At 70.4% G+C, this 24,035-nt stretch carries 23 protein-coding genes and 1 tRNA gene; 14 read left to right on the top strand and 10 right to left on the bottom strand.

The features are described from left to right. Positions 1 to 17: 17 nt before the first annotated feature. The 3 genes from cysS (at position 18) to ERL55_RS08485 (ending at position 3,204) form a co-directional block, all read left to right on the top strand. On the top strand, positions 18 to 1,388 hold the full coding sequence (gene cysS / locus ERL55_RS08475; protein WP_129136032.1) for a cysteine--tRNA ligase: 1,371 nt from the start codon (positions 18 to 20) through the stop codon (positions 1,386 to 1,388). A 95-nt stretch (positions 1,389 to 1,483) separates the two neighbouring features. Further along, entirely contained in the window at positions 1,484 to 1,924 is a 441-nt protein-coding gene (locus ERL55_RS08480) for a SufE family protein (protein ID WP_129136033.1), read from the top strand. Beyond that, on the top strand, positions 1,921 to 3,204 hold the full coding sequence (locus ERL55_RS08485) for an MFS transporter (protein ID WP_129136034.1): 1,284 nt from the start codon (positions 1,921 to 1,923) through the stop codon (positions 3,202 to 3,204). Before ERL55_RS08480 ends, ERL55_RS08485 begins: the two co-directional genes overlap by 4 nt. 241 nt (positions 3,205 to 3,445) lie before the next feature. Here ERL55_RS08485 and dksA read toward each other — a convergent pair whose 3' ends face one another. Continuing rightward, on the bottom strand, positions 3,446 to 4,504 hold the full coding sequence (dksA, locus tag ERL55_RS08490) for an RNA polymerase-binding protein DksA (RefSeq protein WP_129136035.1): 1,059 nt from the start codon (positions 4,502 to 4,504) through the stop codon (positions 3,446 to 3,448). A gap of 100 nt (positions 4,505 to 4,604) precedes the next feature. Between dksA and yidD the strand changes: the two genes are divergently transcribed. The 3 genes from yidD to ERL55_RS08505 are packed head-to-tail and all read left to right on the top strand — an operon-like array spanning position 4,605 to position 7,035. Beyond that, entirely contained in the window at positions 4,605 to 4,850 is a 246-nt protein-coding gene (gene yidD, locus ERL55_RS08495; RefSeq protein ID WP_129136036.1) for a membrane protein insertion efficiency factor YidD, read from the top strand. Beyond that, a complete protein-coding gene (locus ERL55_RS08500; protein ID WP_129136037.1) occupies positions 4,847 to 6,196 on the top strand; it encodes a dihydroorotase in 1,350 nt (449 codons plus the stop codon). The genes yidD and ERL55_RS08500 overlap by 4 nt, the downstream gene beginning before the upstream one ends. Continuing rightward, entirely contained in the window at positions 6,196 to 7,035 is an 840-nt protein-coding gene (locus ERL55_RS08505; protein ID WP_129136038.1) for a M23 family metallopeptidase, read from the top strand. The genes ERL55_RS08500 and ERL55_RS08505 overlap by 1 nt, the downstream gene beginning before the upstream one ends. A 146-nt stretch (positions 7,036 to 7,181) precedes the next feature. Here ERL55_RS08505 and folE2 read toward each other — a convergent pair whose 3' ends face one another. From folE2 to efp, 6 genes are all read right to left on the bottom strand, one after another. Further along, a complete protein-coding gene (gene folE2, locus ERL55_RS08510) occupies positions 7,182 to 8,102 on the bottom strand; it encodes a GTP cyclohydrolase FolE2 (RefSeq protein WP_129136039.1) in 921 nt (306 codons plus the stop codon). Positions 8,103 to 8,221: 119 nt separating this feature from the next. After that, complete coding sequence (locus ERL55_RS08515) at positions 8,222 to 8,890, bottom strand: hypothetical protein (RefSeq protein ID WP_129136040.1); 669 nt, start codon at positions 8,888 to 8,890, stop codon at positions 8,222 to 8,224. Between the two features lie 13 nt (positions 8,891 to 8,903). After that, positions 8,904 to 9,593, bottom strand: coding sequence for a phosphoglycolate phosphatase (gene gph, locus ERL55_RS08520; protein ID WP_129136041.1), 690 nt, complete (start codon positions 9,591 to 9,593; stop codon positions 8,904 to 8,906). Beyond that, the gene (gene ubiG / locus ERL55_RS08525) at positions 9,590 to 10,306 is read right to left on the bottom strand and encodes a bifunctional 2-polyprenyl-6-hydroxyphenol methylase/3-demethylubiquinol 3-O-methyltransferase UbiG (RefSeq protein ID WP_129136042.1); all 717 of its coding nucleotides are present in this window, start codon (positions 10,304 to 10,306) and stop codon (positions 9,590 to 9,592) included. Before ubiG ends, gph begins: the two co-directional genes overlap by 4 nt. A 25-nt stretch (positions 10,307 to 10,331) precedes the next feature. Continuing rightward, the gene (locus tag ERL55_RS08530; RefSeq protein WP_129136043.1) at positions 10,332 to 11,666 is read right to left on the bottom strand and encodes a TRZ/ATZ family hydrolase; all 1,335 of its coding nucleotides are present in this window, start codon (positions 11,664 to 11,666) and stop codon (positions 10,332 to 10,334) included. 178 nt (positions 11,667 to 11,844) lie between these two features. Beyond that, positions 11,845 to 12,411: an elongation factor P gene (efp, locus tag ERL55_RS08535; protein ID WP_129136044.1), complete on the bottom strand. Its 567-nt coding sequence runs from the start codon at positions 12,409 to 12,411 to the stop codon at positions 11,845 to 11,847. A gap of 80 nt (positions 12,412 to 12,491) precedes the next feature. Between efp and epmB the strand changes: the two genes are divergently transcribed. Together epmB and ERL55_RS08545 are read left to right on the top strand one after the other, a co-directional pair. After that, entirely contained in the window at positions 12,492 to 13,496 is a 1,005-nt protein-coding gene (epmB, locus tag ERL55_RS08540) for an EF-P beta-lysylation protein EpmB (RefSeq protein ID WP_129136045.1), read from the top strand. Positions 13,497 to 13,562: 66 nt separating this feature from the next. Further along, the gene (locus ERL55_RS08545; RefSeq protein ID WP_129136046.1) at positions 13,563 to 15,638 is read left to right on the top strand and encodes an EAL domain-containing protein; all 2,076 of its coding nucleotides are present in this window, start codon (positions 13,563 to 13,565) and stop codon (positions 15,636 to 15,638) included. A 61-nt stretch (positions 15,639 to 15,699) separates the two neighbouring features. On the opposite strand, the gene htpX is transcribed toward ERL55_RS08545, so the two are convergent. Then, entirely contained in the window at positions 15,700 to 16,605 is a 906-nt protein-coding gene (gene htpX, locus ERL55_RS08550; protein ID WP_129136047.1) for a protease HtpX, read from the bottom strand. A gap of 111 nt (positions 16,606 to 16,716) precedes the next feature. Between htpX and gluQRS the strand changes: the two genes are divergently transcribed. From gluQRS to phbB (ERL55_RS08570), 4 genes are all read left to right on the top strand, one after another. After that, a complete protein-coding gene (gene gluQRS / locus ERL55_RS08555) occupies positions 16,717 to 17,619 on the top strand; it encodes a tRNA glutamyl-Q(34) synthetase GluQRS (protein WP_129136048.1) in 903 nt (300 codons plus the stop codon). Positions 17,620 to 17,659: 40 nt separating this feature from the next. After that, positions 17,660 to 18,400 carry an acetoacetyl-CoA reductase gene (phbB, locus tag ERL55_RS08560; RefSeq protein WP_129136049.1) on the top strand — a complete coding sequence of 247 codons (741 nt, stop codon included), beginning with the start codon at positions 17,660 to 17,662 and terminating at the stop codon, positions 18,398 to 18,400. A 104-nt stretch (positions 18,401 to 18,504) separates the two neighbouring features. Next, positions 18,505 to 18,996, top strand: coding sequence for a polyhydroxyalkanoate synthesis repressor PhaR (phaR, locus tag ERL55_RS08565; protein WP_129136050.1), 492 nt, complete (start codon positions 18,505 to 18,507; stop codon positions 18,994 to 18,996). A gap of 61 nt (positions 18,997 to 19,057) precedes the next feature. Continuing rightward, the gene (gene phbB / locus ERL55_RS08570; protein WP_129136051.1) at positions 19,058 to 19,801 is read left to right on the top strand and encodes an acetoacetyl-CoA reductase; all 744 of its coding nucleotides are present in this window, start codon (positions 19,058 to 19,060) and stop codon (positions 19,799 to 19,801) included. Between the two features lie 36 nt (positions 19,802 to 19,837). Here phbB (ERL55_RS08570) and ERL55_RS08575 read toward each other — a convergent pair whose 3' ends face one another. Together ERL55_RS08575 and ERL55_RS08580 are read right to left on the bottom strand one after the other, a co-directional pair. Continuing rightward, on the bottom strand, positions 19,838 to 20,734 hold the full coding sequence (locus tag ERL55_RS08575; protein WP_129136052.1) for a M48 family metallopeptidase: 897 nt from the start codon (positions 20,732 to 20,734) through the stop codon (positions 19,838 to 19,840). A gap of 80 nt (positions 20,735 to 20,814) precedes the next feature. Then, entirely contained in the window at positions 20,815 to 22,662 is a 1,848-nt protein-coding gene (locus ERL55_RS08580; RefSeq protein WP_241685734.1) for a formylglycine-generating enzyme family protein, read from the bottom strand. Positions 22,663 to 22,808: 146 nt separating this feature from the next. On the opposite strand from ERL55_RS08580, the gene rnd reads away from it, so the two are divergent. Both rnd and ERL55_RS08590 read left to right on the top strand, forming a co-directional pair. Continuing rightward, entirely contained in the window at positions 22,809 to 23,924 is a 1,116-nt protein-coding gene (rnd, locus tag ERL55_RS08585) for a ribonuclease D (RefSeq protein WP_129136053.1), read from the top strand. 23 nt (positions 23,925 to 23,947) lie between these two features. After that, a tRNA-Ala gene (locus tag ERL55_RS08590) sits at positions 23,948 to 24,023 on the top strand. Positions 24,024 to 24,035: the final 12 nt, after the last annotated feature.

Here is a 24,035-nt window from a genome sequence, read left to right on the forward strand (position 1 = left end):
TTACCGCAAGCACCGCCATGACCCTGCGCCTGCACAACAGCCTCACCCGACGCGTCGAAGCCTTCGAGCCGCAGGACCCCGGCTGCCCGACGATGTACGTGTGCGGGCCCACCGTCTACAACTACGTGCATATCGGCAACGCGCGCGGTCCGGTGGTGTTCGGCGTGCTCGCGGATCTGTTGCGGCGCCGCTACGGCGGGTTGCGCTATGCGCGCAACATCACCGATGTCGACGACAAGATCAACGCGGCCGCGCGCGACCAGGGCGTGCCGATCTCGACGATCACCGACCGCTTCGCCGCCGCCTACCGCGAGGACATGGCCGCGCTGGGCGTCGCCCCGCCCGACCTCGAGCCCGAAGCGACCGCGCATATCCCCGAGATCGTGGCGATGATCGCGCAGCTGATCGACAGCGGGCATGCCTATTGCGCCGAGGGCCATGTGCTGTTCGCGGTCGAGAGCTTCGACGGTTACGGCAGGCTGTCGCGCCGCGATATCGAGGACATGCGCGCCGGCGCCCGTGTCGAGGTCGCCCCGTACAAGCGCGATCCCGGCGACTTCGTGCTGTGGAAGCCGTCCACCGACGACCTGCCCGGCTGGGACTCGCCCTGGGGCCGTGGCCGCCCGGGCTGGCACATCGAGTGCTCGGCGATGGCGGCGGCGCACCTGGGCCGGACCATCGACATCCATGCCGGCGGCGTCGACCTGCAGTTCCCGCACCACGAGAACGAGATCGCGCAGAGCGAATGCGCCCACGGCGGCGCGCCATTCGCCCGCTTCTGGCTGCACAACGGCATGCTGACGCTGTCGGGCGCGAAGATGTCGAAGTCGGTCGGCAATATCGAAAAGGTCCGCGACCTGCTGCAGCAGCACCCCGCAGAGGCACTGCGCTATGCGCTGCTGTCGGCGCACTACCGGCAGCCGCTGGACTGGTCGGACGCACTGGTCGAACAGTCGGCGCGCACGCTGGAGCGGCTGTACGCCACCCTGCGCGATCTCGCCGACGTGGAGGCGACGCCGCGCATTCCCGCGGCCATCGAGACCGCGCTCGACGACGACCTCAACACCCCGCAGGCACTGGCGGAACTCGCCCGCCTCGGCGGCGAGGCACGCAGGGCCGAAGGCGAGGCGCGCGTCGACGCCAAGGCGCAGCTGGTCGGCGCCGGGCTCGCACTCGGCCTGCTGCAGCAGTCGCCGACCGACTGGTTCGGCCGTGGTGCCGCCGGTGACGACGATGCACGCATCCAGGCACTGGTCGACGAGCGCAGCGCCGCCAAGAAGGCGCGCGACTTCGCCCGTGCCGATGCCATCCGCGACCAGCTCGCCGCCGATGGCGTGCAGCTGGAGGACACACCGCAGGGCGTACGCTGGGTCCGCAGACGCGCCTGACCGCCCGCCTTGAACCGCGACGGCTCCCGGCAGCGGACGGCGAACAGGCCGACCGCGCGTTCGCCGCGCGGCAATACCGAATCGACGAGCACAACGTGAACGACACCGTTTTCCCCCTCGAAGCAAGCGCCGCAGAGGCCCAGGCCGCGATCCGCGACGAGTTCGCGTTCTTCGGCGACTGGTCGGAGCGCTACCAGTACCTGATCGACCTCGGCCGCAAGCTGCCGCCGTTCCCCGACGAGCTCAAGACCGAGGACAACCGCCTGCTCGGCTGCCAGTCGATGGTCTGGATCGTGCCCTCGGGCGATGCGTCGCGGATGGACTTCGCCGCCACCAGCGATTCCGCGATCGTCTCCGGGCTGATCTTCCTCGCCCTGCGTGTCTATGCCGGCCGCAGTGCGCGGGAGATCGTCGCCACCGAGCCCGACTACATCGCCGCGATCGGGCTGGCGAAGCACCTCTCGCCCACCCGCAGCAACGGGCTGGCGGCACTGCTGGCGGAGATCCGCGCCGCCGCGCAACGCGCACTGGCGTGAGCGCACCGGCGCAGGCTGCCGCGGACGACAGCAGCCGCGCCGCACCACTGCGCAATCCCGGCTTCCGCCGGCTGCTGGCCTACCGCATCTGCTCGATCCTGTCCTACCAGGTGGTCGCAGTCACTGTCGGCTGGCAGGTCTACGAACTCACCCGCAACCCGTGGATGCTGGGCCTGATCGGGCTGGCCGAACTGCTGCCCTACTTCTGCGTGGCGCCGTTCGCCGGCTACCTGGTCGACAACCTGCCGCGTCGCCGGCTGGGCATGGCGGCGGGCCTGGGCTTGGCGCTGACGCCGGTGCTGCTGGCGCTGCTCACGATCGGCGTGATCGATGCCGGCGTGTGGGCGATCTACGCCGCGGTGGTGCTCACCGGCATGGTGCGGGCCTTCCTCGGGCCGGTCTACAACGCCCTGTTCGCACGCGTGCTGCCGCGCGCGCAGTTCGTGCGCGGAGCAAGCCTGGGCAGCATCGTGTTCCAGTCGGCGCTGGTGCTGGGGCCGGCAATCGGCGGCGTGCTGGTGGGGTGGTCGGGAACCGCGTCGGCGTACGTGGCCGCGGCGGTGCTGGCGCTGGGCGTGGTCGTCGCGCTTGCCGGCATGCAGGTCACCGAGCCGGCCCCGGTGCTGCAGCGTGCGCCGATCTTTTCCAGCATCGCCGAAGGGGCGCGCTTCGTGTTCGGCCACCAGATCCTGCTGGGTGCGCTGGCGCTGGACATGTTCGCGGTGCTGTTCGGCGGGGCGATCTCGCTGGCGCCGGCCTTCATCCACGACATCCTCGACTACGGCCCCGAAGGGCTGGGCATCCTGCGCGGTGCGCCGGCGCTGGGCGCGGTGGCGGTCGGCGTGTGGCTGGCGCGCAACCCGATCCAGCGCAATGCCGGGCGCATCCTGCTGGTGGCGGTGGCGTGTTTCGGGCTGTGCATCATCGGATTCGGACTGTCGCGGGTCTTCTGGCTGTCGGCGTTCTTCCTGCTGCTGTCGGGTGTCTGCGACGGCGTGTCGGTGGTGATGCGCTCGACGATCCTGCAGTTGGCGACCCCCGACGAGATGCGCGGCCGGGTGTCGTCGATCAACGGGCTGTTCGTGGGTTCGTCGAACGAGCTCGGCGCCTTCTATGCCGGCTCGATGGCGCGGCTGCTGGGGCTGGTGCCCGCGGTGGTGCTGGGTGGCTGCGTGACCATCTCGATCGCGCTGGCCGCGGCATGGCGGGCGCCGCGGCTGCGCCGGCTGGATCTGCGCGAGCTGCAGGCCGGGCCGCTGGCGCGCGGACGCGACGACTGAGCGTCGGACAGGCGCAGGGTCCTGCGCGTCGTCGACAGCCCGGAGAGCGGTGCAGCCACCAGGCCGCGACGGCAGCGGCAGCGGCCCTGCGCCAGCTGCGGGACCGGGCCGGCGCCTGGCGTCGCGCCGGACCAACACCCACCTGCCGCTGCAGGTCCAGGCACGCCATCACCTGCCAGCCCTGAAACGGAACAGGCCCCGCACTGCGGGGCCCGTCCAGGTCATTCGTGATGCGTGGGGGTCAGTCGCCCATCTGCTTCTGCAGATGCTCCCAGCGCTCCTGCTCGTCGATCGTGCGTTCGGCGGTCAGGCGCGCCTCGAGGCGGTCCAGGCCGATTTCCTCGCCGGAATCGACGCTGTAGCCGTATTCGCCCGAATCGACGCGCTTGAGCGTGCTGTCGATCTTGCCGATCAGCTTTCGGTAACGGTCGCGGGTGCGCAGCTCCAGCGAATTCTCGGTCTCGCGGGTGGCGCGCTCGGCCTCGTCGCCGACGTCACGCACTTCTTCCTTGAGGTTCTCGATGGTCTGCTTGGATTCCTCCACGAGATCCGCACGCCACTGCATCAGGCGCTGGCGGAAATACTCGAGGTGCAGCGGGTTCATGTATTCCTCCTCGCGGGAGGGGCGATAACCGTTCGGCACGATCGGACGGCCGGTCTCGGGATCGGTTTTGTATTCCACTACCTTGTACTTCGTCTTGGGCGCCGGGGGAGCCGGGCGAGCGGCGACAGCCACTGCGACCTTGCCCGTCCGGCGCGGGTTCGCGGCCGCGCTCGCGGCCTGGGGAGCGCCGGTGGGCGCGGTGTTCTTGTTCGCGCCCTTCGACGCCGTGGTCTTCGTGGTCTTCGTGGTCTCCGGCGCTTCGCCCTTGACCGCCGCGGCCGGGGCCAGCTTGCGGGCGACGTTGGCGGCCTTGGCGATCGGCTTCTTCGCAACCGCGGCCTTGCTTGCCACGGCAGGCGTCGCCACCTTCTTCACCGCCGTCTTGCCGGCCGGGACCTTCGCGACAGCCTTCTTCGCGGGCGCCCTGGTGGCGGTGCTGGTCGAGGCCTTCTTCGCCGGCGCGGTCTTCCTGGCAGGTGCAGCCTTCTTTGCCGGAGCGGTGTTCCGGGCGACGGCCGCCTTCTTCGCGACTGCCGCCTTCTTTGCGGCCTTCGCGGGGGCCTTCTTCACCGGGGACCTGGCAGCGGTGGCCTTCTTTGCCGCAGCCTTCTTCGCCGGTGCCTTCACGGCCTTCTTCGCGGGCGCCTTCTTCGCCGCCGCGGTGGCGGACTTTTTCGCGGTTTTCTTCGCTGCCACGTCGCTCCGTCCTTTCGTTCCCTTGGATTGGGAAAGCGGGGTGTTATACCCTGCCCCGACGGCAGCGGCAACCGAGCACCACCCCCCATCATCACGCCGCATGCATCCAGTGATCGACCGCTTCCTCATCCTCCTGCTGCGCCTGTACAAGCGCCTGTTGAGCCCGCTGCTCGGCCCGCGCTGCCGGTTCGTCCCCAGCTGCTCCGAATACGCGATGACCGCCATCGCGCGCTTCGGCGCGCTCAAGGGCGGATGGCTGGCCGTGCGCCGCCTGTCACGCTGCCATCCCCTGCACCCCGGCGGGCACGACCCCGTGCCGATGCCGCACACGGACTCCACCCAATGACCGACACCCTCATCATCAACGCGCGCCTGGTCAACGAAGGCGCGGTCACCGAGGCCGACCTGCGCATCAGCAACGGGCGCATCGCCGCGATCGCCAGCGGCCTGACCGCACGCAACGGCGAGCACGTGGTCGATGCCGCCGGCCGCTGGCTGATGCCGGGGATGATCGACGACCAGGTGCACTTCCGCGAGCCGGGCCTGGAATACAAGGCCGACATCGCCAGCGAATCGGCGGCGGCGGTGGCCGGTGGCCTCACCAGTTTCATGGACATGCCCAACACCAGCCCGCCGACGCTCGACGCCGGCGCGCTGCAGGACAAGTACCGGCGCGCCGCGGGGCGTGCGCATGCCAATTTCGGCTTCTACCTGGGTGCCAGCAACGACAACCTCGACGCAGTGCGCAGCCTCGACCCGGCCACCGCGCCGGGCGTCAAGGTGTTCATGGGCGCGTCCACCGGCAACATGCTGGTCGACAACCCGGAGACGCTCGACGGCATCTTCCGCGAGACCCCGGTGCCGATCATCACCCATTGCGAGGACACGCCGACGATCGATGCGCTGCTTGCGAAGTTCCGCGCGGAGTACGGCGACGACATCCCGGCCGAGTGCCACCCCGACATCCGTTCGCGCGAAGCCTGCATCGCGTCCACCCGGCTGGCGCTCGAGCTTGCGCGCCGCCACGACACCCGCCTGCACGTGCTGCATATCTCGACGGCCGACGAGCTCGCGCTGTTCGAGCGCGGCCCGCTGGTGGATGCCGACGGACGCGTGCGCAAGCGCATCACCGCCGAGACCTGCGTGCACTTCCTGCACTTCGCACGGCCCGACTACGCGCGGCTCGGCCACCAGATCAAGTGCAACCCGGCCATCAAGGATGTCGCCGACCGCGATGCGCTGCGCCGCGCGATCGCCGACGACGTCATCGACGTGCTGGCCACCGACCACGCACCGCACACCTGGGACGAGAAGCAGCAGACCTACCTGCGCGCGCCGTCGGGGCTTCCGCTGGTGCAGTTCGCGCTGTCGGCGGCGCTGGAGCGCGTGCACGAGGGGCACTTCGACATCGCCACCGTGGTGCGCAAGTTCGCGCATGCGCCGGCGCAGCTGTTCGACGTGCGCGAGCGCGGCTTCCTGCGCGAGGGCTACTGGGCGGACCTGGTGATGGTCGAGGACATTCCGTTCCAGGTGCGGCGCGAGCAGGTGCTGTCGAAGTGCGGCTGGTCGCCATTCGAAGGCACCACCTTCCGCAGCCGGGTCGCCTCGACCTGGGTCAACGGCACGCTGGCCTGGGACGGCGAGCGCATCACCGGTGCGCCCGCCGGCCAGCGGCTGGAGTTCGCGCGTTGATGGCGGCATTGCGCCCGCTGGCACGGCGCTGGACCGCTGCGCTCCTGTGCGCCCTGGCGATTGCGCCGTTCGCCGTTGCGGCCGATGACCGCGTGGTGTTTCCCGACCGCGTGCAACAGGGCGCGATGGTGATCGGCAAGGTGCCGCCGGGCAGCGAGGTCACCCATGCCGGACGCACGCTGCGGGTCACCGGCTACGGAAGCGTGGTGTTCGGCGTCGGCCGCGACGAAAGCGGCCCGGTGCAGGTGTCGGTCACCCGCCCCGACGGCAGCCGGCAGCCGGTGGCGATCCAGGTCCTGGCCCGCGACTGGCCACTGCAGCGCGTGGACGGCGTGCCGCCGGCCACCGTCGATCCGCCACCGGCGATCGCCGAACGCATCCGCCGCGAGCAGGCGCAGGTGTCAGCGGCGCGGGTACGCGACGATGCCCGCGCGGATTTCGCCCAGCCCTTCATCCGTCCGGTCGAAGGCCGCATCAGCGGCCGCTTCGGCCGTGCCCGCGTCTACAACGGCAGGCCTGGGTCGCCGCATTCGGGCATGGACATCGCCGCGCCCACCGGTACACCGATCCGCGCGCCTGCCGCAGGCATCGTCACCTTTGCCGCACCGGACCTCTATCTCACCGGCGGCACGGTGCTGCTCGATCACGGCCACGGGGTCAGCTCGAACTTCCTGCACATGTCGCGCATCGACGTGGCGGTGGGCGATCGCGTCGAGCAGGGTCAGGTGCTTGGCGCGGTCGGCGCCACGGGTCGTGCGACCGGGCCGCACCTGCACTGGGGCATGAGCTGGTTCGACGTGCGCATCGATCCACAGCTGGTGCTCGAACGCGCTCAGTGAGGGCACCCTGGGTATGCGCGGGTCACCCGATGGGTGACCACCAGGCACAGGCGTTGAAGCCACAGGGTCGCGGGGCAGAAGCGCTGCACGCGCCGCCCTGATCGGCTACCGGTCAGCGCGTAAGCGCGGAAATCCGTGCCCGGGCTCTACGGCCCGCTGACCCGCGCCACCGCGTCATGCGCGTGCAGGCTTTCGAAGTGCGACACCGTCGCCTCGAAGCGCGACACGTGCTCGTCGGCGGCAAGCGCGGCAGCGACGCGGCGCGCGGCATCCTCGCAGAACATCAGGTTCTCGGCGTTGAGGCGCGCGAAGGCCTGTTCGTCCTCGCGCTTCACCGCCGTCTGCACCGGCGTGCCGAGTGCGGCTTCCAGGGCATCGACCAGCGCCTCGACCGGCAGGCCGGCATCGAACGACGGCTGCAGCTCGACGCGCACGTCGGCGCGGCTGCGCTGTGCGTGCGGTGTGGCGGCAAGCCCGCGCTCCGACGCCAGCCATTCGCCGACCACCTGGGTCGACAGTGGGCGCGCCGCCGCGAAATCCCCGGTGAAGCGCGCCGCGTTGAGCTGGCGCGACAGCGCCGCCGAGGCCGGACAGGTGCTGGAATACTCGACCGAGAACGCCAGCACCGCACGGAAGCGGCCATCGGCCACCGTGGCTTCCAGCTGCACCGGGTAGCGCTTCCAGCCGGCGTTGTCGCTGGCCAGCGCGCGGCGACGCAGCAGGTGTTCGTAACGGATCACCACGCGCGCCGAGCCCGACAGGCCACGCTGCGAATCGACCAGGTCGTCGAGGATGCGGCGCAGGCCGGACAGTGTCAGGGGCTCCGCGGCAAACGCGTCCTGCAGGCGCAGGTACAGCCGCGACATGTGGATGCCGCGGGTATCCGGGCGCCGCAGGTCGACCGCGACGTCGACCTCCGCAGGCACCTGCATAGCCGCTCCACCCTCCATGGCCGGCAGCTGCAGAGGCAGCGCGATGCGGTCCATCCCCACCCAGTCGAGCGCGCGCGCGGACAGCGCGGCATCGTCGGCGACATCGGGCAGGACGGGGGCAAGGCGCTGGGTCACGGTTCACCGGGGACGACAGGGGGGCCGGCTAGTGTAACGGCGCAGGTCCGGCTGCCCGCGCAACGATGCGTTGTGGCGGGTGCCGCGGGCGATCGCGGCGATAGGCAGCGTCTGCCGTTTCAGCCGCGCGCCGCGCGCCATGCCAATGGCAATGCCCGCCATGCTGCGAGCGATTGCGGGGCCTTGCCGTCGGCCAGCGCCAGCAGGCGCCGGCGCAGCAGTTCGGCCTGGATGCGGCGTCCGCGGCTGCCGGCACCGCGCCGGCCGGGCCATGCCGCAAGCACGCGCCGCGCCTCGTCGGCGTCGCCATGGCGCAGCGCACGCTCGCCCAGCAGCGTCGCGACCAGCTGCGCGGCGTCATCGGCGCCCACCGTCTGCCCGGCAAGCGCGGCCTCTGCCCGGGCCAGCGCCTCGGCGAGCGGAGCCAGCGTCGTTCCGATGTTTTCGGGTGCACCCTCGCGCGTGGCCGGAAGCACGTTCAGCGCGTGTCCCAGCGTCGCCCAGTCGACCGGTTGTGCGCGCAGACGCTGCGCCAGCGGATGCCGCCGCGCGCCGCGCGACCAGCCCAGCAGTTCGTCCTGCCACCACGCCAGCTTGGCCAGCCCGGGCGCCGCCTGGCTGCCGCCCCAGGCGGCATCGGCGAATTCCTGCAGCAGCGCAAGCCAGGCCTCCAGCGCCTCGCGCTCGCCCGGGGAGATGAAGGCGATCGCCACGCCCCATTCCGGCCAGCGCTCCTGGAACTTGGCGGTGAAGCTTTCCGGCGGCTCGCGGTTGTCGGTGGTGGCCATGCCCGGTCCCGCCTCAGCCACGCGTGGCGACGCGCGGCCAGCACGCCGGGTCCAGCAGCTCGCCGGGCTGGTCGACCATCACGTCGCCACCCCAGTTGCGTGGCAGGTCGTCGCCGAGGCGATAGCCCCACAACGCCACGATCGACGGTATCCCGGCGGCGCGCGCGGCCTCGATGTCGCGCTCGTCATCGCCCACGTACACGCAGTCGGCCGGGTCCACGCCCAGCGTCTGCGCGGCATGCAGCAGCGGCAGCGGATGCGGCTTGCGTTCGGCCAGCGAATCGCCGCCCACCAGCACCTTGCAGCGGAACTGCCACTCCAGTGCACGCAGCACTTCGCTGGCGAGGTATTCCGGCTTGTTGGTCACCACGCCCCAGATCACGCCATCGGCCTCGAGCGCGTCCAGCAGAGCGGGGATGTCGTCGAACGGCCCGCCGTGGCGGCCGAGCTCCTCGCGGTAGATCGACAGGAATTCCGGAACCATGTCCTGGCGTTCGGCAAGATCGGCATCCGGGAATGCGGCAGCGGACATCGCCCGCGCACCCTTGGACACATGCGGGCGCAATTCGCCCAGTGCCATCGGCGGCCGGTTGCGCTGCGCGCGCATGCGGTTGACGGTGGCAAGCATGTCCGGCGCGCTGTCGAGCAGCGTGCCGTCGAGGTCGAACAGCACCGTGCGCGGGAAGCGACCCGGGGCGTTCATGACGTCGCCGCCCTGCGCGCGCAGGCGAGATAGTTGACCTCCGTCCGCGACACCAGCCGCGCGCGGTTGCGCCACGGCTCGTACATCATGCCGCTGACGTCCTCCAGCTCGAGCCCGCAGTCGCGCAGCCAGGCGGCCAGTTCCGACGGGCGGATGAAGTCCTCGTAGCGGTGGGTGCCGCGCGGCAGCAGGCGCGCCACGTATTCGGCGCCGACGATGGCCAGCGCAAAGGCTGCCGGCGTGCGGTTGAGGGTGGACACGAACAGCCGGCCACCGGGCCTGAGCAGCGTGGCGCACGCGCCGAGGATCGCGCCCGGATCGGGCACGTGCTCGAGCATCTCCATGCAGGTGACGGCATCGAAGCTGCCCGCTTCGGCCTCGGCGAGGCTTTCCACCGCCTGCTGCCGGTAGTCGATGTCCAGCCCGGACTCGCGCGCGTGCAGCTGGGCGACCCGCACCAGTTCCGGGGCGAGATCGATCGCGGTCACGTGGGCTCCGGCAGCGGCGAGTGCCTCGCTCAGCAGTCCGCCGCCACAACCCACATCCAGTACCCGGGCACCCGCCAGCGGTACGCGCCCGGCGACATACTCCAACCGCACCGGGTTGAGCGCATGCAGCGGCTTCTGCGGGCCGTCCGGGTCCCACCAGCGGCTGGCGAGCGCGGCGAACTTGTCGAGCTCGGACTGGCGGTAATTGCTTGCGGTTGCGGTCATTGCATGCTCCTGCGCTGCGTGTGCCTCAGCGCCCGAGGGCGGCGATGCGGGTGCGCCACTGGCGCGCGTTGGCGACCAGCGCCGCGGCGTCGATATCCACCAGTTCGCGGGAGCGCAGGCGCGCGCGGCCGCCGATCCACACATCGCTGACCTGGTGGCGGCCGGTAGCGTAGACCAGCTGCGAGTGCACGTGATGCAACGGTTGCGTCTCCAGCGCCGAGAGGTCCACGCAGACCAGGTCGGCCTGCTTGCCGGCCTCGATCGACCCGACCAGGTGGTCAAGCCCGATCGCCCGCGCGCCGCCCAGCGTGGCCGCGCGCAGCGCGGTGGCGGCATCGAGCGCGGAGGCGTCCTGCGCGACAGCCTTGGCGAGGATCGCCGCAGTGCGCGTTTCCCCGAACATGTCGAGGTCGTTGTTGCTGGCGCAGCCGTCGGTGCCGATGGCGAGGTTCACCCCGGCGCGCTCGAGCGCGCAGGCCGGGCAGAAACCCGATGCCAGCTTGAGGTTGGATTCCGGGCAATGCACCACGCTGACGCCGCGCTCGCGGCAGAGGTGGATCTCCGCGTCGGTCAGCTGGGTCATGTGCACGGCGATCAGCCGGTCGTTGAACAGGCCCAGGCGATCCAGGCGCGCAATCGGGCGTTGGCCGTGCTCGGCCAGCGACTGTTCCACTTCCTGCGCGGTCTCGTGCAGGTGCAGGTGCACCGGCACGTCGAGCTGGTCGGACAGCATCCGCACGCGTTCGAAGTTGGCGTCGCTCACCGTGTACGGCGCATGCGGCGCGAACGCGGTGCTGATCAGCGGATCATCGCGCCACTGGTCGTGCACCTCGCCGGCACGGGCGAAGTACTCGTCGTCGCTCTTCGCCCAGGCGGTCGGGAAGTCGATCACCGGCAGGCCGACGCGGGCGCGGAAGCCATGGCGCTTGTAGACCGCCGCCTGCACGTCCGGGAAGAAGTAGTTCTCGTTGACGCAGGTGGTGCCACCGCGAAGCATCTCCGCGATCGCCAGGGTCACCCCGTCGGCGACGAACTCCGGGCCGATCACCGCGGCCTCGATCGGCCAGATGTGGTCCTGCAGCCAGGTCTTGAGCGGCAGGTCGTCGGCCACGCCGCGCAGCAGCGTCATCGGGTTGTGGGTATGGGCGTTGACGAAGCCGGGCATCAGCGCCGCGTCGGGGCGCGAGACCGTCTCCGCCGCCTCGAAGCGGGCACGCGCTTCGTCACGTGGCAGCAGCGCCACGATCGCGCCGTCGCGGACGGCGACCGCGTGGTCCTCGAGCACCACGCCATGCGGTTCCACCGGCACCACCCAGCCGGCTTCGATCAGGAGGTCGACGCGTTCCGGGGGCTGGCTCATTGCGTTCACCGCTTGCGGTCCGGCGGTGTCGCGACGGCGGCACCGATGGACGTGGACGTCGTCAGGCGGGAATCCGGGACCGGGGTCCGTGGATGACACGCCGTACGGCTGTTAGGAACCCCGCCTCCGCGGGGATGGCTGATCCGCGACGCACCGCAGCGCGGGCGCTGCGGATCAGTCACTTCACCCGGCTGACGTATTCGCCGGAGCGGGTGTCGACCTTGATCACCTCGTCCTGGCCGACGAACAGCGGCACGCGCACCACCGCGCCCGTCTCCAGGGTGGCCGGCTTGCCGCCGCCACCGGAGGTGTCGCCGCGCACGCCGGGGTCGGTCTCGGTGATCTTCAGCTCGACGAAGTTCGGCGGCTGCACCGCGATCGGGGTGCCGTTCCACAGGGTGACCACGCAGTCCTCCTCGCCCTTGAGCCACTTCTCGGCGCCGCCCATGCCGGCCTTGTCGGCCTGCACCTGCTCGAAGTTGTCCGGGTCCATGAAGTGCCAGTACTCGCCGTCGGCGTAGAGATAGCGCATGTCGGTGTCGACCACGTCGGCGGCATCGACCGAGTCGGTGGCCTTCATGGTGACTTCCTGCACGCGGCCGGATTTGATCATCCGGTACTTCACGCGCGTAAAGGCCTGGCCCTTGCCCGGCTTCACGTACTCGGTGTCGGTGATGATCGCGGGCTCATTGTTGACCAGGATCTTCATCCCGTTCTTGACGTCGTTCATGCCGTAGCTGGCCATCTCTGCTCCTGCGGTCCCGCTTGCGCGGGAGATAGAATGTCGGTTTGCGCCCGGTGCCGTTGCGCCGCGCTGAGCCCGACATGATACCTGCAGCCTCCCTTTCCATGCAGCCGCGCCGCTGGCAGCTGGCCTGGCGCGATGCGGTCCGCGATCCGCGCGAACTGCTCGGCCTGCTGGGCCTGGACGCGCTGGCCGCGCGCGTGCCGGAGGCCGCCTGCGCGCAGTTCCCGCTGCGCGTGCCGCGCAGCTTCGTCGCGCGCATGCGCCATGGCGATCCCGCCGACCCGCTGCTGCGCCAGGTGTTGCCGCTCGACGACGAGCTGCGCCCGGTGCCGGGATTCGACCTGGATGCCGTCGGTGACTCGGCCGCTCGCGCCGGCCGTGGCCTGATCCGCAAGTACCGCGGACGGGCGCTGCTTGTGGCGACCGGCAGCTGCGCCGTGCACTGCCGCTACTGCTTCCGCCGCCACTTCCCCTATGCCGAGGAGACCGCGGCTGCCGGCGGCTGGCACGACGCCGTCACGGCGATCGCGGCCGACCCCGCAATCGACGAGGTGATCCTGTCCGGTGGCGACCCGCTGTCGCTGGCGACGCCCAAGCTCGGCGAACTCACCCGCGCGCTGGCGCCGCTGGCGCACGTGAAGCGCCTGCGCGTCCACACCCGGCTGCCGATCGTGCTGCCCGAGCGCGTCGACGAGGAACTGGTCGGCTGGATCGCCACCCTGCCCTGGCCGGTGACGGTCGTGGTGCATGCCAACCACGGCAACGAATTCGATGCCGACGTCGATGCCGCGATGGCACGGCTGCGTGCGACGGGCGCGACGCTCCTCAACCAGGCGGTGCTGTTGCGCGGGGTCAACGACTCGCTCGACGCCCTGGCCGCGCTGAGCGAACGCGGCTTCGAGGCCGGCGTGCTTCCGTATTACCTGCACCAGCTCGACCGCGTGGCCGGTGCGGCCCATTTCGAGGTCGACGACGCGCGCGCGCTGGCCCTGCATGCCGCGCTGCGCGACCACCTGCCGGGCTACCTCGTGCCGCGGCTGGTGCGCGAAGTGGCGGGCGACGGCTCGAAACGGCCGCTCTGACCGTCATGTCGATGGACGCCGCAGGCCGGCGCATGGCATAAACCCCGGGCTTCCGGGGAGGGACGCATGGCAAGACAGGACAACGCGCTGCGCCTGGTGATCGTCGACGACAGCGTCGAGGACGCCGAGGCGATCGTCAGCGGTCTGCGCAACGCGGGCATCGCGGTCCGGCCCCTGCGGCCGGCGACCCTCGAGGAACTCGACGCCGCCCTCGGCGGCCAGCCGATCGACCTGGTGCTCGCCGCGCAGCGGCCGGGTGCGCTGCCGCTGGCCGAGGTGGCCCAGCGGGTGCTGGCCAGCGGCAAGGACATCCCGCTGATGGCGGTGGTCGAGAGCATCGACGAGGCCGGTTTCCTGGCCGCCCTGGCCCTTGGCGCGCGCCGGATCGTGCCACGCCACAAGCCGGCGGTGCTGCTGTCGCTGGTGAAGAGCGAATGGGCCGACCTCGAGGCCCGCCGCTCGCTGCGCCGGCTGGAGGCACGCGTGCGGGAGACCGAGCGACGCTGCGATGCGCTGATCGACTCCTCGCGCGAACCGATCGCCTACATCCACGAAGGCATGCATATCCGCGCAAACGCGGCGTACCTGGAGATGTTCGGGTACGAGGAATTCGAGGACGTCGAGGGCATGTCGCTGCTCGACATGGTCGGCCCGCAGCACGTCGACGACTTCAAGCAACTGCTCAAGAACCTGTCCAAGGGCGAGCCGCCGCCGCCGCACTACGAGCTGCAGGCGCGCGACATCGAGGGCAACGCCTTTCCCGCCACGATGGAGTTCACCCCGGCCCAGTACGAGGGCGAACCCTGCCTGCAGGTGATCTTCCGGCGTGCCGAGGTCGATCCGGAACTCGCGCGCCAGGTCGAGGAGCTGCGCAAGCGTGATCAGGTCACCGGCCTGCTCAACCGCCCGACCTTCCTGCGGCTGCTCGAGGATGCGGTATCGGCATCGGCGGCCGACAACCACCAGCACGGCCTGCTGCTGATCGAACCCGACCATTACCAGCGGCTGCTGCAGGAGATCGGCCTCGACTCCGCCGACGACATGCTGGCCGCGCTGGCCGAACGCGTGCGGGCGGTGATCGGCGACCAGGCGGTGGCAGCACGCTACGCCGAGCACCGGCTGGCGGTGCTGCTGCGCGATGCCGATCACGCCCGCACGGTGGCGCTTGCGGAGAACATCCTCGCCGCGTTCACCGCCGACATGTTCCAGATCGGCAGCCATTCCAGCGTGGTCACCGCCAGTATCGGCGGCGTGCAGATCGGCGAGAAGATCGCCAGCATCAGCCAGGTGCTGGCCAAAGCCGACGCCGGCGTGGCCTCGTCGCTGGCGGTGGGCGGCAACCGCTACGAGATCTTCGACCCGGCGGCCGCCGACCGCGCGGAAGAGGAACATATGCAGGCGTGGGTCGAGCGCCTGCGCGACGCCCTGGACCGCGACAGCTTCGTGCTGCACTACCAGCCGGTGATCAACCTGCAGGGCGAGACCGGGGCCGTCTACGAGACGCTGCTGCGGCTGGACGCCGGCGACGGCGAGCTGGTGAAGCCGCTGACCTTCCTGCACATCGCCGAGGAACACGGGCTGCTGTGGGAGATCGACCACCACGTGGTCGGCCAGGCGATCGCGCGGATCGGCGAGCGCATGCGCGCCGGCAGGCCGACCACGCTGCTGGTGAAGATCAGCCAGGCCTCGCTGCACGACGACAGCCTGGTGCGCTATATCGGCGAACAGCTCGCCAAGCACGAGGTGCCCGGCGAGTACCTGGTGCTGGAGCTGCCGGAAGCCAAGGTGTTCACCCACCTCAAGGCGACGCGCGACTTCGCCACGGCGATCGGCCGCTACGACTGCCGCCTGGCCCTGGAGCATTTCGGCGTGGGCCTGGATTCCTTCCAGCTGCTCGCCCACCTGCAGCCGCACCTGCTCAAGCTCGACCGCAGCTTCACCGAAGAACTCCCGCAGAATGCCGACAACCAGCGGCGCGTCGGCGAGATCGCCGAGAAGGCGCGCGAGCTGGGCATCCGCACGATTGCCGAATCGGTGCAGGACGCCTCGAGCATGTCGATCCTGTTCTCGGCCGGCATCGACTACGTGCAGGGCATGTTCCTGGCCGAGCCGGGGCCGCACATGAACTACGACTTCGAGTAGCCGCCTCCGCGCAACGAAAAAGCCCGCCATCCGGCGGGCTTTTTTGGTTGTCGGTGACGGATCAGAACGCGCGCTGGCGGGCCCCGTCGCTTTCGCCGAGATCGGCGTTGCGCAGGCTCTGGATACGCTCCTCCAGCGGCGGGTGGCTCATCAGCAGGCGCTTCAGGCCATGGCCCAGCCCGCCGCTGATGCCGAATGCGGCGATCTGCTTGGGCAGCGTGTTGTGGCCATAGGTCTGCCCCAGCCGTTCCAGCGCGGCAAGCATCTTCTGCCGGCCGGCCAGCTGGGCCCCACCGACGTCGGCGCGGAATTCGCGGCGACGCGAGAACCACATCGCGATCATGCTGGCGAACAGGCCGAAGATCATGTCCAGCACGAATACGATGGCGAAGTAGGCAAGCCCGCCACCGCCGTTGTCGCGGCCGCCATTGAGGTAGCCGTCGACGGCGCGTCCGACCACGCGCGCCAGGAAGATCACGAAGGTATTGAGCACGCCCTGCAGCAGGGCCATCGTGACCATGTCGCCGTTGGCCACATGCGCCACCTCATGGCCGAGCACCGCCTCGGCCTCGTCGCGGGTCATCGAGCGCAGCAGCCCGGTGGACACCGCCACCAGTGCGTTGTTGCGGGTGGCGCCGGTGGCGAAGGCGTTGATTTCAGGCGCGTCGTAGATCGCCACCTCGGGCATGCCGATGCCGGCCTGCTGGGCCTGGCGGCGCACCGTCTCGACGAGCCAGCGCTCGCTCTCGTTGGCCGGCTGGGTGATCACGTGCGCGCCGGTGCTGCGCTTGGCGGTCCACTTCGACAGCGCCAGCGACACGAAGGCGCCACCGAAGCCGAACACGGCCGCGAACATCAGCAGCCCCGCGTTGGTGGCGGGATCGATGCCGAAGATGGCCATGACGATGCTGACGAGCGCCAGCACGGCAATGTTGGTGGCGAGGAAAAGGGCGATACGGCTGAACATCGGATTCGTTCCAGATAGGGGTTCGCGGACCATCGGCCGCGTTGCTGCCGACATAATGCCAGCCTGCCGGAATTCAAGTGCTCCGGTCAGCCCCGGTTGCCCGCACAGCCCATGCCCCCCACTCCGACACCACCACGCGGACGCTTCGCGCCCTCGCCCACCGGCGCTCTGCACGCCGGTTCGCTGCTGGCCGCGCTGGGCAGCTGGCTGTTCGCCCGCCACGTGGGAGGCGAGTGGCATGTGCGTATCGAGGACATCGACCCGCCGCGGGAAGTGGCCGGCGCCGCGGATGCGCAGTTGCGTGCACTCGCCCGCCTCGGCCTGCAGCCGGACGGTGCGGTCGTGCGGCAGAGCACGCGCGGTGCGCTCTATGCACAGGCGCTCGAGCGCCTGCTCGACCAGGGCGACGCCTTCGTCTGCCACTGCAGCCGCAGTGCGCTGGCCGCGCATGCCGGCGTCCATCGCCGTTGTGTGGGCGGCGCGCCCAGGCGTGATCCCTCGATCCGGCTGCGTGTTCCCGAAGGCACCCGTGTCGCCTTCGACGATGCCATCCAGGGCCACGTCGCCGAGGACGTGCATGCGCTCACCGGCGACTTCGTGCTGCGACGCGCCGACGGCTACTGGGCCTACCAGCTGGCCGTGGTCGTCGACGATGCCGCGCAGGGCATGACCGGGATCGTGCGCGGCGCCGACCTGCTGGGATCGACCGCGCGCCAGATGGTCCTGCAGCAGCGCCTGGGCCTGCCGGTACCGCGGTACGCGCACCTGCCGCTGCTGCTGGATGCGCGTGGCCACAAGCTCTCCAAGTCGCTGGATGCCCTGCCCTTCGATGGGACCGATCCCGTAGCCGCGCTTGCCGGTGCATGGCTGCTGCTGGGGCAGCAACCACTGGCTGCCACCACCACCGATCCTCGCGACTGGCTGGTGCTGGCCAGCGCCGCGTTCGAGCCCGGACGGATCCCGCGTGGACCGCTCGCCGCATCGCACAACACCGGTGACCGGGACCCACCCTAGAATCGGCGGCGCACCCACGCCCCGTGGCAAGGAGAAGGAAATGACGGCAAGAGTCGCCCTGGTGACCGGGGGAACCGGTGGTATCGGCACTGCCATCTGCAGGCGCCTGCACACCGCGGGATATCGCGTGGCCACCAACTACCGCGACGAGGGCCGCGCGCGCGAATGGCAGGAACGCATGCGCGCCGATGGCTGCGAGGTGGTGCTCGCGCAGGGCGATGTCGCATCGGCGGAGCAGTCGGAGGCGATGGTGCGCCAGGTCGAGCGTGACCTCGGTGCGGTCGACATCCTGATCAACAACGCCGGCATCACCCGCGACACCACCTTCCACCGGATGCGCGCCGACCAGTGGCGCGAGGTCATCGACACCAACCTCAATTCGGTCTTCAACGTCACACGCCCGGTGATCGAGGGCATGCGCGAGCGGCAGTGGGGGCGCATCGTGCAGATCAGTTCGATCAACGGCCAGAAGGGGCAGTACGGGCAGGCCAACTACGCCGCTGCCAAGGCCGGCATGCATGGCTTCACCATTTCGCTTGCGCAGGAGAACGCGCGCTTCGGCATCACCGTCAACACGGTCTCGCCGGGTTACATCGGCACCGACATGGTGATGGCCGTGCCCGAAGCGGTACGCGAGAAGATCGTCGCGCAGATCCCCACCGGCCGGCTCGGCACGCCGGACGAGATCGCCTACGCGGTGGCGTTCTTCCTGCCCGAAGAAGCCGCATGGATCACCGGCGCCAACCTCTCGGCCAATGGCGGCCAGTACATGGGCTGGTGATCGCGGCGCGCGCGCAACCGCCATCGCGCAGGCGCGCGGCGCGGTTGCGCGGGCCCACGCGCTGGGCCATGCTGCGTGGCAACACGGCCAGGCCACAGGGTCCCATGAGCGACCTCCGCATCATCAAGAAGTATCCGAACCGCCGGCTCTACGACACCGAGATTTCCAGCTACATCACGATCGAGGATGTCCGCCAGCTGATCATCGATGGCGAGAACTTCGAGGTCCGCGATGCCAAGAGCGGCCAGGACCTGACCCGGCAGGTGTTGCTGCAGATCATCTCCGAGCACGAACAGGAAGGTCAGCCGATCCTCTCCACCCAGCTGCTCAGCCAGATCATCCGCTTCTACGGTGATCCGCTGCAGGGTTTCATGGCGACCTACCTGGAACGCTCGATGCAGGTGTTCCTCGACCAGCAGACCCAGTTCCGCCAGCAGGTCAGCGGGCTTCTGGGGCAGACGCCCTGGACGATGATGAACAAGCTCACCGAGCGCAATCTGGAAATGTGGCAGGACTTCCAGAAGAACCTCGTCGGCAGCGTCGGCCGCGCGCCCGGTACGGGCCCCGACAAGCCCGACGACAAGCGCGGCCGCTGAGCCGCGAACGATCCGACTCGGCGGCGCATTGCCGCCGTGTCGCCCATGACGAGTTGATTGCATGAGTCCACAACGCGTGGCCGTCGTGACCGGCGGCCTTGGCGGCATCGGCACCGCGATCTGCAGGCACCTCGCCCGCGCCGGTTGCCGGGTCATCGCCGCCGACCTCGATGGTCCGCCGGAGCGCCGCACCGCATTCGAGCAGTCCATGCAGGGGCTCGACGCGGAGCACGCGGTGCTCGACGTGTCCGATTTCGATGCCTGCGCGCGGTTCGTCGCCGGGGTGGAAGATCGCCATGGCGCGCTCGACATCGTCGTCAACAATGCGGGCATCACCCGCGACGCCACCCTGCGCAGGATGGATCGGGTGCAGTGGGAGGCGGTGATCGACGTCAATCTTGGCAGCGTGTTCAACCTGTGCCGGCATGCGGTCGACGGCATGGTCACGCGCGGCTTCGGGCGCATCGTCAACCTCGCCTCGGTCAACGGGCAGACCGGCCAGTTCGGCCAGACCAACTACTCGGCGGCCAAGGCCGGCATGCATGGCTTCACCATGGCCCTGGCCCGCGAGGTCGCACGCAAGGGCGTGACCGTCAATACGGTGTCGCCGGGTTACTGCGCCACCGCCCTGGTCGCCGCGATGCCGGACGCGATCCGCGAGGACATCGTCGACAGGGTGCCCGTGGGCCGGCTCGGCCAGCCCGACGAGATCGCACGCGCGGTGGCGTTCCTTGCCGCGGAGGAGTCCGGCTTCATCACCGGTGCGAACCTTCCGGTCAACGGCGGGCTGTTCATGAGCTTCTGAGCGGGCGCGCGAGCCCACGGCCCGCGCGCATCGCTGCTACATCGCCTGTTCGCAGAAGCGCTCGCGGTATTCGAGCGCGCGCGGCATCATCGCCTGCAGGTTCTGGATGCGCGTGCCCGGGTTGGGATGCGTCGATGAGAACTCCGGCTGTGACTGCCCGCCCGAGGCCTCGCCCATCCGCTCCCACAGCGGCACCGCCTCGCGCGGATCGAAACAGGCGGCGGCCGCCAGCATCAGACCGACCTCGTCGGCCTCGGTCTCGTGCTTGCGCGCATACGGCAGCAGGTAGCCGTAGCCCATCGCCGCCATCACCATCTGCTGCTGCTGCGGGTCCATGCCGCTCATCGCACCGGCCATCTGCCCGACCTGGCTCAACCGCTGCTGCGCCATGCGCTGCGCACCGTGGCGCAGCAGCGCGTGGGCGATCTCGTGGCCCATCACCACCGCCATCGCGTCCTCGTTCTGCGCCACCGGCACCAGGCCGGTGTAGACCGCCATCTTGCCGCCGGGCAGGCAGAACGCATTGGCCTGCTCGGACTCGATCACGTTGACCTCCCAGTCGAAGCTCTGCGAGAAGCGGGTCGGCTGCATGCCGTGCTCGGCGGCGAGCGCCGCCTCGACGACATCGACCTTGGCGATCAGGCGGTCGGCGATCGACTGCACCTCCCGGGCGATCGGCAGCGACGGATCCACCGGGCGTTCCTGCTGCAGGATCTGCTGGTAGGCCTCCAGCCCCAGCGCCTTCTCGTCGTCGGCCGACAGGTTGCGGTCGATCAGCACCTTCTGCCCGGTGACCGGGTCCTCGACCTGGTTGGAGAAGTAGTAGAAGACGCCGTACCCGGCGAACAGCAGCAGGATCCACAGGCGCAGGCCCCCGCCGCGGCGGTTGCGGCGTCGCGGGTCCGACTGTCGGGAAAACGGGTCCTGTCGCATCGTGGGTTCTCGTGCTGGCGCGGGGTGCGCGCCGATGTACCACGCCCGGCACGCAAGACGTGGTGAGGATGCCGCGGGGATCAGAGATCGCGGACCACGCGGAAGCCCAGGCGGGCGTTCGTGGTGTCGCGCTGCGCAGGCGTGCGCCATGCCGAACGCGCCTGGCCGGGCGCGCTGGCCCAGGATCCGCCGCGGATGACATGCGTGCGGCAGCCGGGATTCACCCACGGCGTGGCATCAGCCGGTGCGCGGCGGTAGTTGTCGTGCCAGCAGTCGGCGACCCACTCGCTGACATTACCGGCCAGGTCGTGCACTCCCCAGCGGTTGGCCACGAAGCTCGCCACGGGTGCCGGGCCCCAGTAGCCATCGCCATAGCCCGGGAAGGCGTTGCTCCACTGCCGGCCGGAGGGCGAACGGTCCTCGCCACCGGTCAGGTTGCCGACGCCTTCCGGGACCTCGTTGCCATCGCCCCAGGGAAACGCGCTTTCGGTGCCGGCGCGCAGCGCGTATTCGAACTCGGCCTCGCTGGGGAGGCGGTAGCGGTGCCCGCTCTGTTCCGACAACCAGTCGGCATAGGCGGCGGCATCCACCGCACTGGCGTGCAGCACCGGTGCGTTGTCGGCGGCGAGCGCGCCCAGATGGTCGTGGCGCCAGTCGACATTGCTGCGGCGGACGAAGTTGCCGCTGCGTTCGTCGTAGACCATCGAGAAGCCGCGCCGCGCCGAACGGGTCTGGTAGCCGGTAGCGTTCACGAACCGCCGGTAGTCGCCCACGGTGACTTCGGTCACCGCCATGGCGAAGCCGCGGTCGAAGCGGATATTGCGCTGTGGCTGCTCGGCGTCGGTGGAGCCCGGCTCGTCCGCCGGAGCGCCCATGGTGAAGGCGCCATGCGGGATGACCACCATCCGCGGGCCACGGCCGCCGCTGCCCAGCGCATCGGTGAACACCTGGCCGGGCCGGAACAGGCCGTAGTGCACGGCGAGGTCGATGCGCTCGCGCAGGTCCATCGCGGCGGGATCGCCGGGCTCGGCGATGCGCAGGAGTTCGGCGAGTCGCGCGCGCGCCTGCGCGATGCCATCCTCCCCGGCCAGCGCGGCCACGCCCTGGTCGCGCAGGCGCGCGATGCGCAGCGTGCGCATGCGCGCGATGCGCTCGCGGGCATCGGGCACGGTGTCGATGTCCGGACGCAGCACCGCGGCGTGCTCCAGCCACTGCCCGGCGCTGTTGAAGTCGCCGCTGGCGGCGGCGGTCTCGGCGCGGCGGATCAGCGCGCTCTCGACCGCGGCGAGGTTCTGCATCGCACGCGCCTGGCCGGGTGCGAGTTCCAGCGCCTCGCGCAACTTCGGCAGCGCGCCATCGCCCGATTCGCCGAGCCGGTCCTGCGCCAGGTCCGCCTCGGCGAGGCGGTTGAGTTCCCACAGATGGTCGGCGCGATCCACCCGCTGCAGATAGGCCTGGGTCTGTTTGTCCTGCGGCCAGACATCGCGCGCGACCGCCGCGACCCGGTGGGCATTGCGCAGGGCGTCGGGGTCGTCGCCGCTCTGCGCCAGCGCTTCGTCCCCGAGGGCGATCAACCGCGCGCGCGCCGCGTTCAGGCCGCGTCGCGCGTCACCGTCCTCCGGGTCGCGTTCGAGCAGCGCGAGGTACAGCGGGATCGCCGCGTCCTCGCCCTCGTAGAGATCTCCGCTGTCGAGCGCCTCGCCGGCACGCTCGCGTGCCTGCGCGATCTCGTCGTCCTCCTCCGCCAGCGCGACCCGGGGGCGCTGCCAGCTCAGCGCCGCGGCGCCCGCCTCCTGGGCGCTGATGGTGACGCTGCCGGTCGCCGCGGCCGGCGACGCGTCCTCCGCCGCCGGCACGTCCGCGTCGCGCGCGCATGCCGCACACAACAGCAGGACCAGCGGAATCACGAGGACGGGACGAAGACGCAAGCGGGGCTCCAGGGACCTGGCGGGGTGTACGAACGGCGGACGGTAGGGGGCGCCCGCGGCGCGGTCAATCGCGCGGCCGGGCGCGCAGTATCGCCTGTGCACCGGCGGGCCTGCGTGCAGACCGGCCCGACGGCTACACTGGCGCGATGCCCGAACCCCGAATCCAGTGGATCGACGATCCACAGACCCTCGCCGCCCGGCTCGCCCGCCCACCCGCCCGCGTCGGCCTGGACACCGAGTTCATCCGCGAACGCACCTACTGGCCGCAACTGGCGCTGGTGCAGCTGGCGATCGACGACGAGATCCTGCTCATCGACCCGCTGGTGCCCGGCATGACCGACGCACTGCGGCCGCTGCTGCTCGATCCCGCCGTGCTCAAAGTGATGCACAGCGCCGGCGAGGACCTCATCGCCTTCAAGCACGCCTGCGCGGCGGTGCCCACGCCGCTGTTCGACACCCAGGTGGCCGCGGCGATGGCCGGCATCGCCGCAGGCCTCGGCTACCAGAAGCTGGTGCAGGAAATCACCGGCGAGGCCCTGCCGAAGGGCGAGACGCGCTCGGACTGGATGCGCCGGCCACTGTCGGAATCGCAGCTGGCCTATGCCGCCGATGACGTGCGGCACCTGGCCGCCCTGCACCAGCACCTCGACGACCGCCTCGCCGCGCTCGGCCGCCGCGCGTGGCTCGACGCCGATTGCGCGCGCCAGGTGCGCCTGGCCGACAGCGACGAGACCGAGCGCTGGCCGCACCTGTCGCTACGCGCCGCCCAGCACCTCGACCTGCCTGCCCAGCACCGCCTGCTGCGCCTGCTGCGCTGGCGCGAGCGGTTCGCTCGCGAGCGCGATCGCCCGCGCAGCTGGGTGCTCGACAACGAACTCGCCACCCTGCTCGCCCGCGACCCGCCAGCCGACGCCGCGGAGCTGCAGCGCGTGCTCGACCGGCACCCGAAGTCACCGCGCAAGCTGGCCGCGCAGATCCAGCACGCGCTGGTGACACCGCTTGCCGACGAGGCCGACGCGCCGCCGCCACGCACCGAGGAGGTCGACCGCAAGGCGCTCAAACGGCTGCAGGATGCCGTGGCCGCGCGTTCGTCCGAACTCGGCCTGCCCGATGGCGTGCTGGCGTCGCGGCGCTGGCTGGAGGCCCTGCTGGAGGGCGGCGAGTGGCCGCAGGCGCTGGCGGGCTGGCGTCGCGCCGAGCTCGAGCCGGTACTTGCGCCGCTGCTGGGCGACGTCTTGCCGGCTGCCGGCCGCTCCGTATAATGGCCCGTCGCTGACGTTTCCGTGGGGCCATAGCTCAGCTGGGAGAGCGCGTCGTTCGCAATGACGAGGTCGGGAGTTCGATCCTCCCTGGCTCCACCACATAAACGGAAG

It is taken from the genome of Luteimonas sp. YGD11-2 (assembly GCF_004118975.1).
Lineage (GTDB): Bacteria > Pseudomonadota > Gammaproteobacteria > Xanthomonadales > Xanthomonadaceae > Luteimonas > Luteimonas muca.

What these genes read in the sequence shown, in the direction of transcription:
- cysS (WP_129136032.1), top strand. Translation starts at nt 18, where the DNA reads ATGACCCTGCGCCTGCACAACAGCCTCACCCGACGCGTCGAAGCCTTC.
- yidD (WP_129136036.1), top strand. Translation starts at nt 4,605, where the DNA reads ATGCATCCAGTGATCGACCGCTTCCTCATCCTCCTGCTGCGCCTGTAC.
- ERL55_RS08500 (WP_129136037.1), top strand. Translation starts at nt 4,847, where the DNA reads ATGACCGACACCCTCATCATCAACGCGCGCCTGGTCAACGAAGGCGCG.
- ERL55_RS08505 (WP_129136038.1), top strand. Translation starts at nt 6,196, where the DNA reads ATGGCGGCATTGCGCCCGCTGGCACGGCGCTGGACCGCTGCGCTCCTG.
- ERL55_RS08515 (WP_129136040.1), bottom strand. Translation starts at nt 8,890, where the DNA reads ATGGCCACCACCGACAACCGCGAGCCGCCGGAAAGCTTCACCGCCAAG.
- gph (WP_129136041.1), bottom strand. Translation starts at nt 9,593, where the DNA reads ATGAACGCCCCGGGTCGCTTCCCGCGCACGGTGCTGTTCGACCTCGAC.
- ubiG (WP_129136042.1), bottom strand. Translation starts at nt 10,306, where the DNA reads ATGACCGCAACCGCAAGCAATTACCGCCAGTCCGAGCTCGACAAGTTC.
- ERL55_RS08530 (WP_129136043.1), bottom strand. Translation starts at nt 11,666, where the DNA reads ATGAGCCAGCCCCCGGAACGCGTCGACCTCCTGATCGAAGCCGGCTGG.
- efp (WP_129136044.1), bottom strand. Translation starts at nt 12,411, where the DNA reads ATGGCCAGCTACGGCATGAACGACGTCAAGAACGGGATGAAGATCCTG.
- epmB (WP_129136045.1), top strand. Translation starts at nt 12,492, where the DNA reads ATGATACCTGCAGCCTCCCTTTCCATGCAGCCGCGCCGCTGGCAGCTG.
- ERL55_RS08545 (WP_129136046.1), top strand. Translation starts at nt 13,563, where the DNA reads ATGGCAAGACAGGACAACGCGCTGCGCCTGGTGATCGTCGACGACAGC.
- htpX (WP_129136047.1), bottom strand. Translation starts at nt 16,605, where the DNA reads ATGTTCAGCCGTATCGCCCTTTTCCTCGCCACCAACATTGCCGTGCTG.
- gluQRS (WP_129136048.1), top strand. Translation starts at nt 16,717, where the DNA reads ATGCCCCCCACTCCGACACCACCACGCGGACGCTTCGCGCCCTCGCCC.
- phbB (WP_129136049.1), top strand. Translation starts at nt 17,660, where the DNA reads ATGACGGCAAGAGTCGCCCTGGTGACCGGGGGAACCGGTGGTATCGGC.
- phaR (WP_129136050.1), top strand. Translation starts at nt 18,505, where the DNA reads ATGAGCGACCTCCGCATCATCAAGAAGTATCCGAACCGCCGGCTCTAC.
- phbB (WP_129136051.1), top strand. Translation starts at nt 19,058, where the DNA reads ATGAGTCCACAACGCGTGGCCGTCGTGACCGGCGGCCTTGGCGGCATC.
- ERL55_RS08575 (WP_129136052.1), bottom strand. Translation starts at nt 20,734, where the DNA reads ATGCGACAGGACCCGTTTTCCCGACAGTCGGACCCGCGACGCCGCAAC.
- rnd (WP_129136053.1), top strand. Translation starts at nt 22,809, where the DNA reads ATGCCCGAACCCCGAATCCAGTGGATCGACGATCCACAGACCCTCGCC.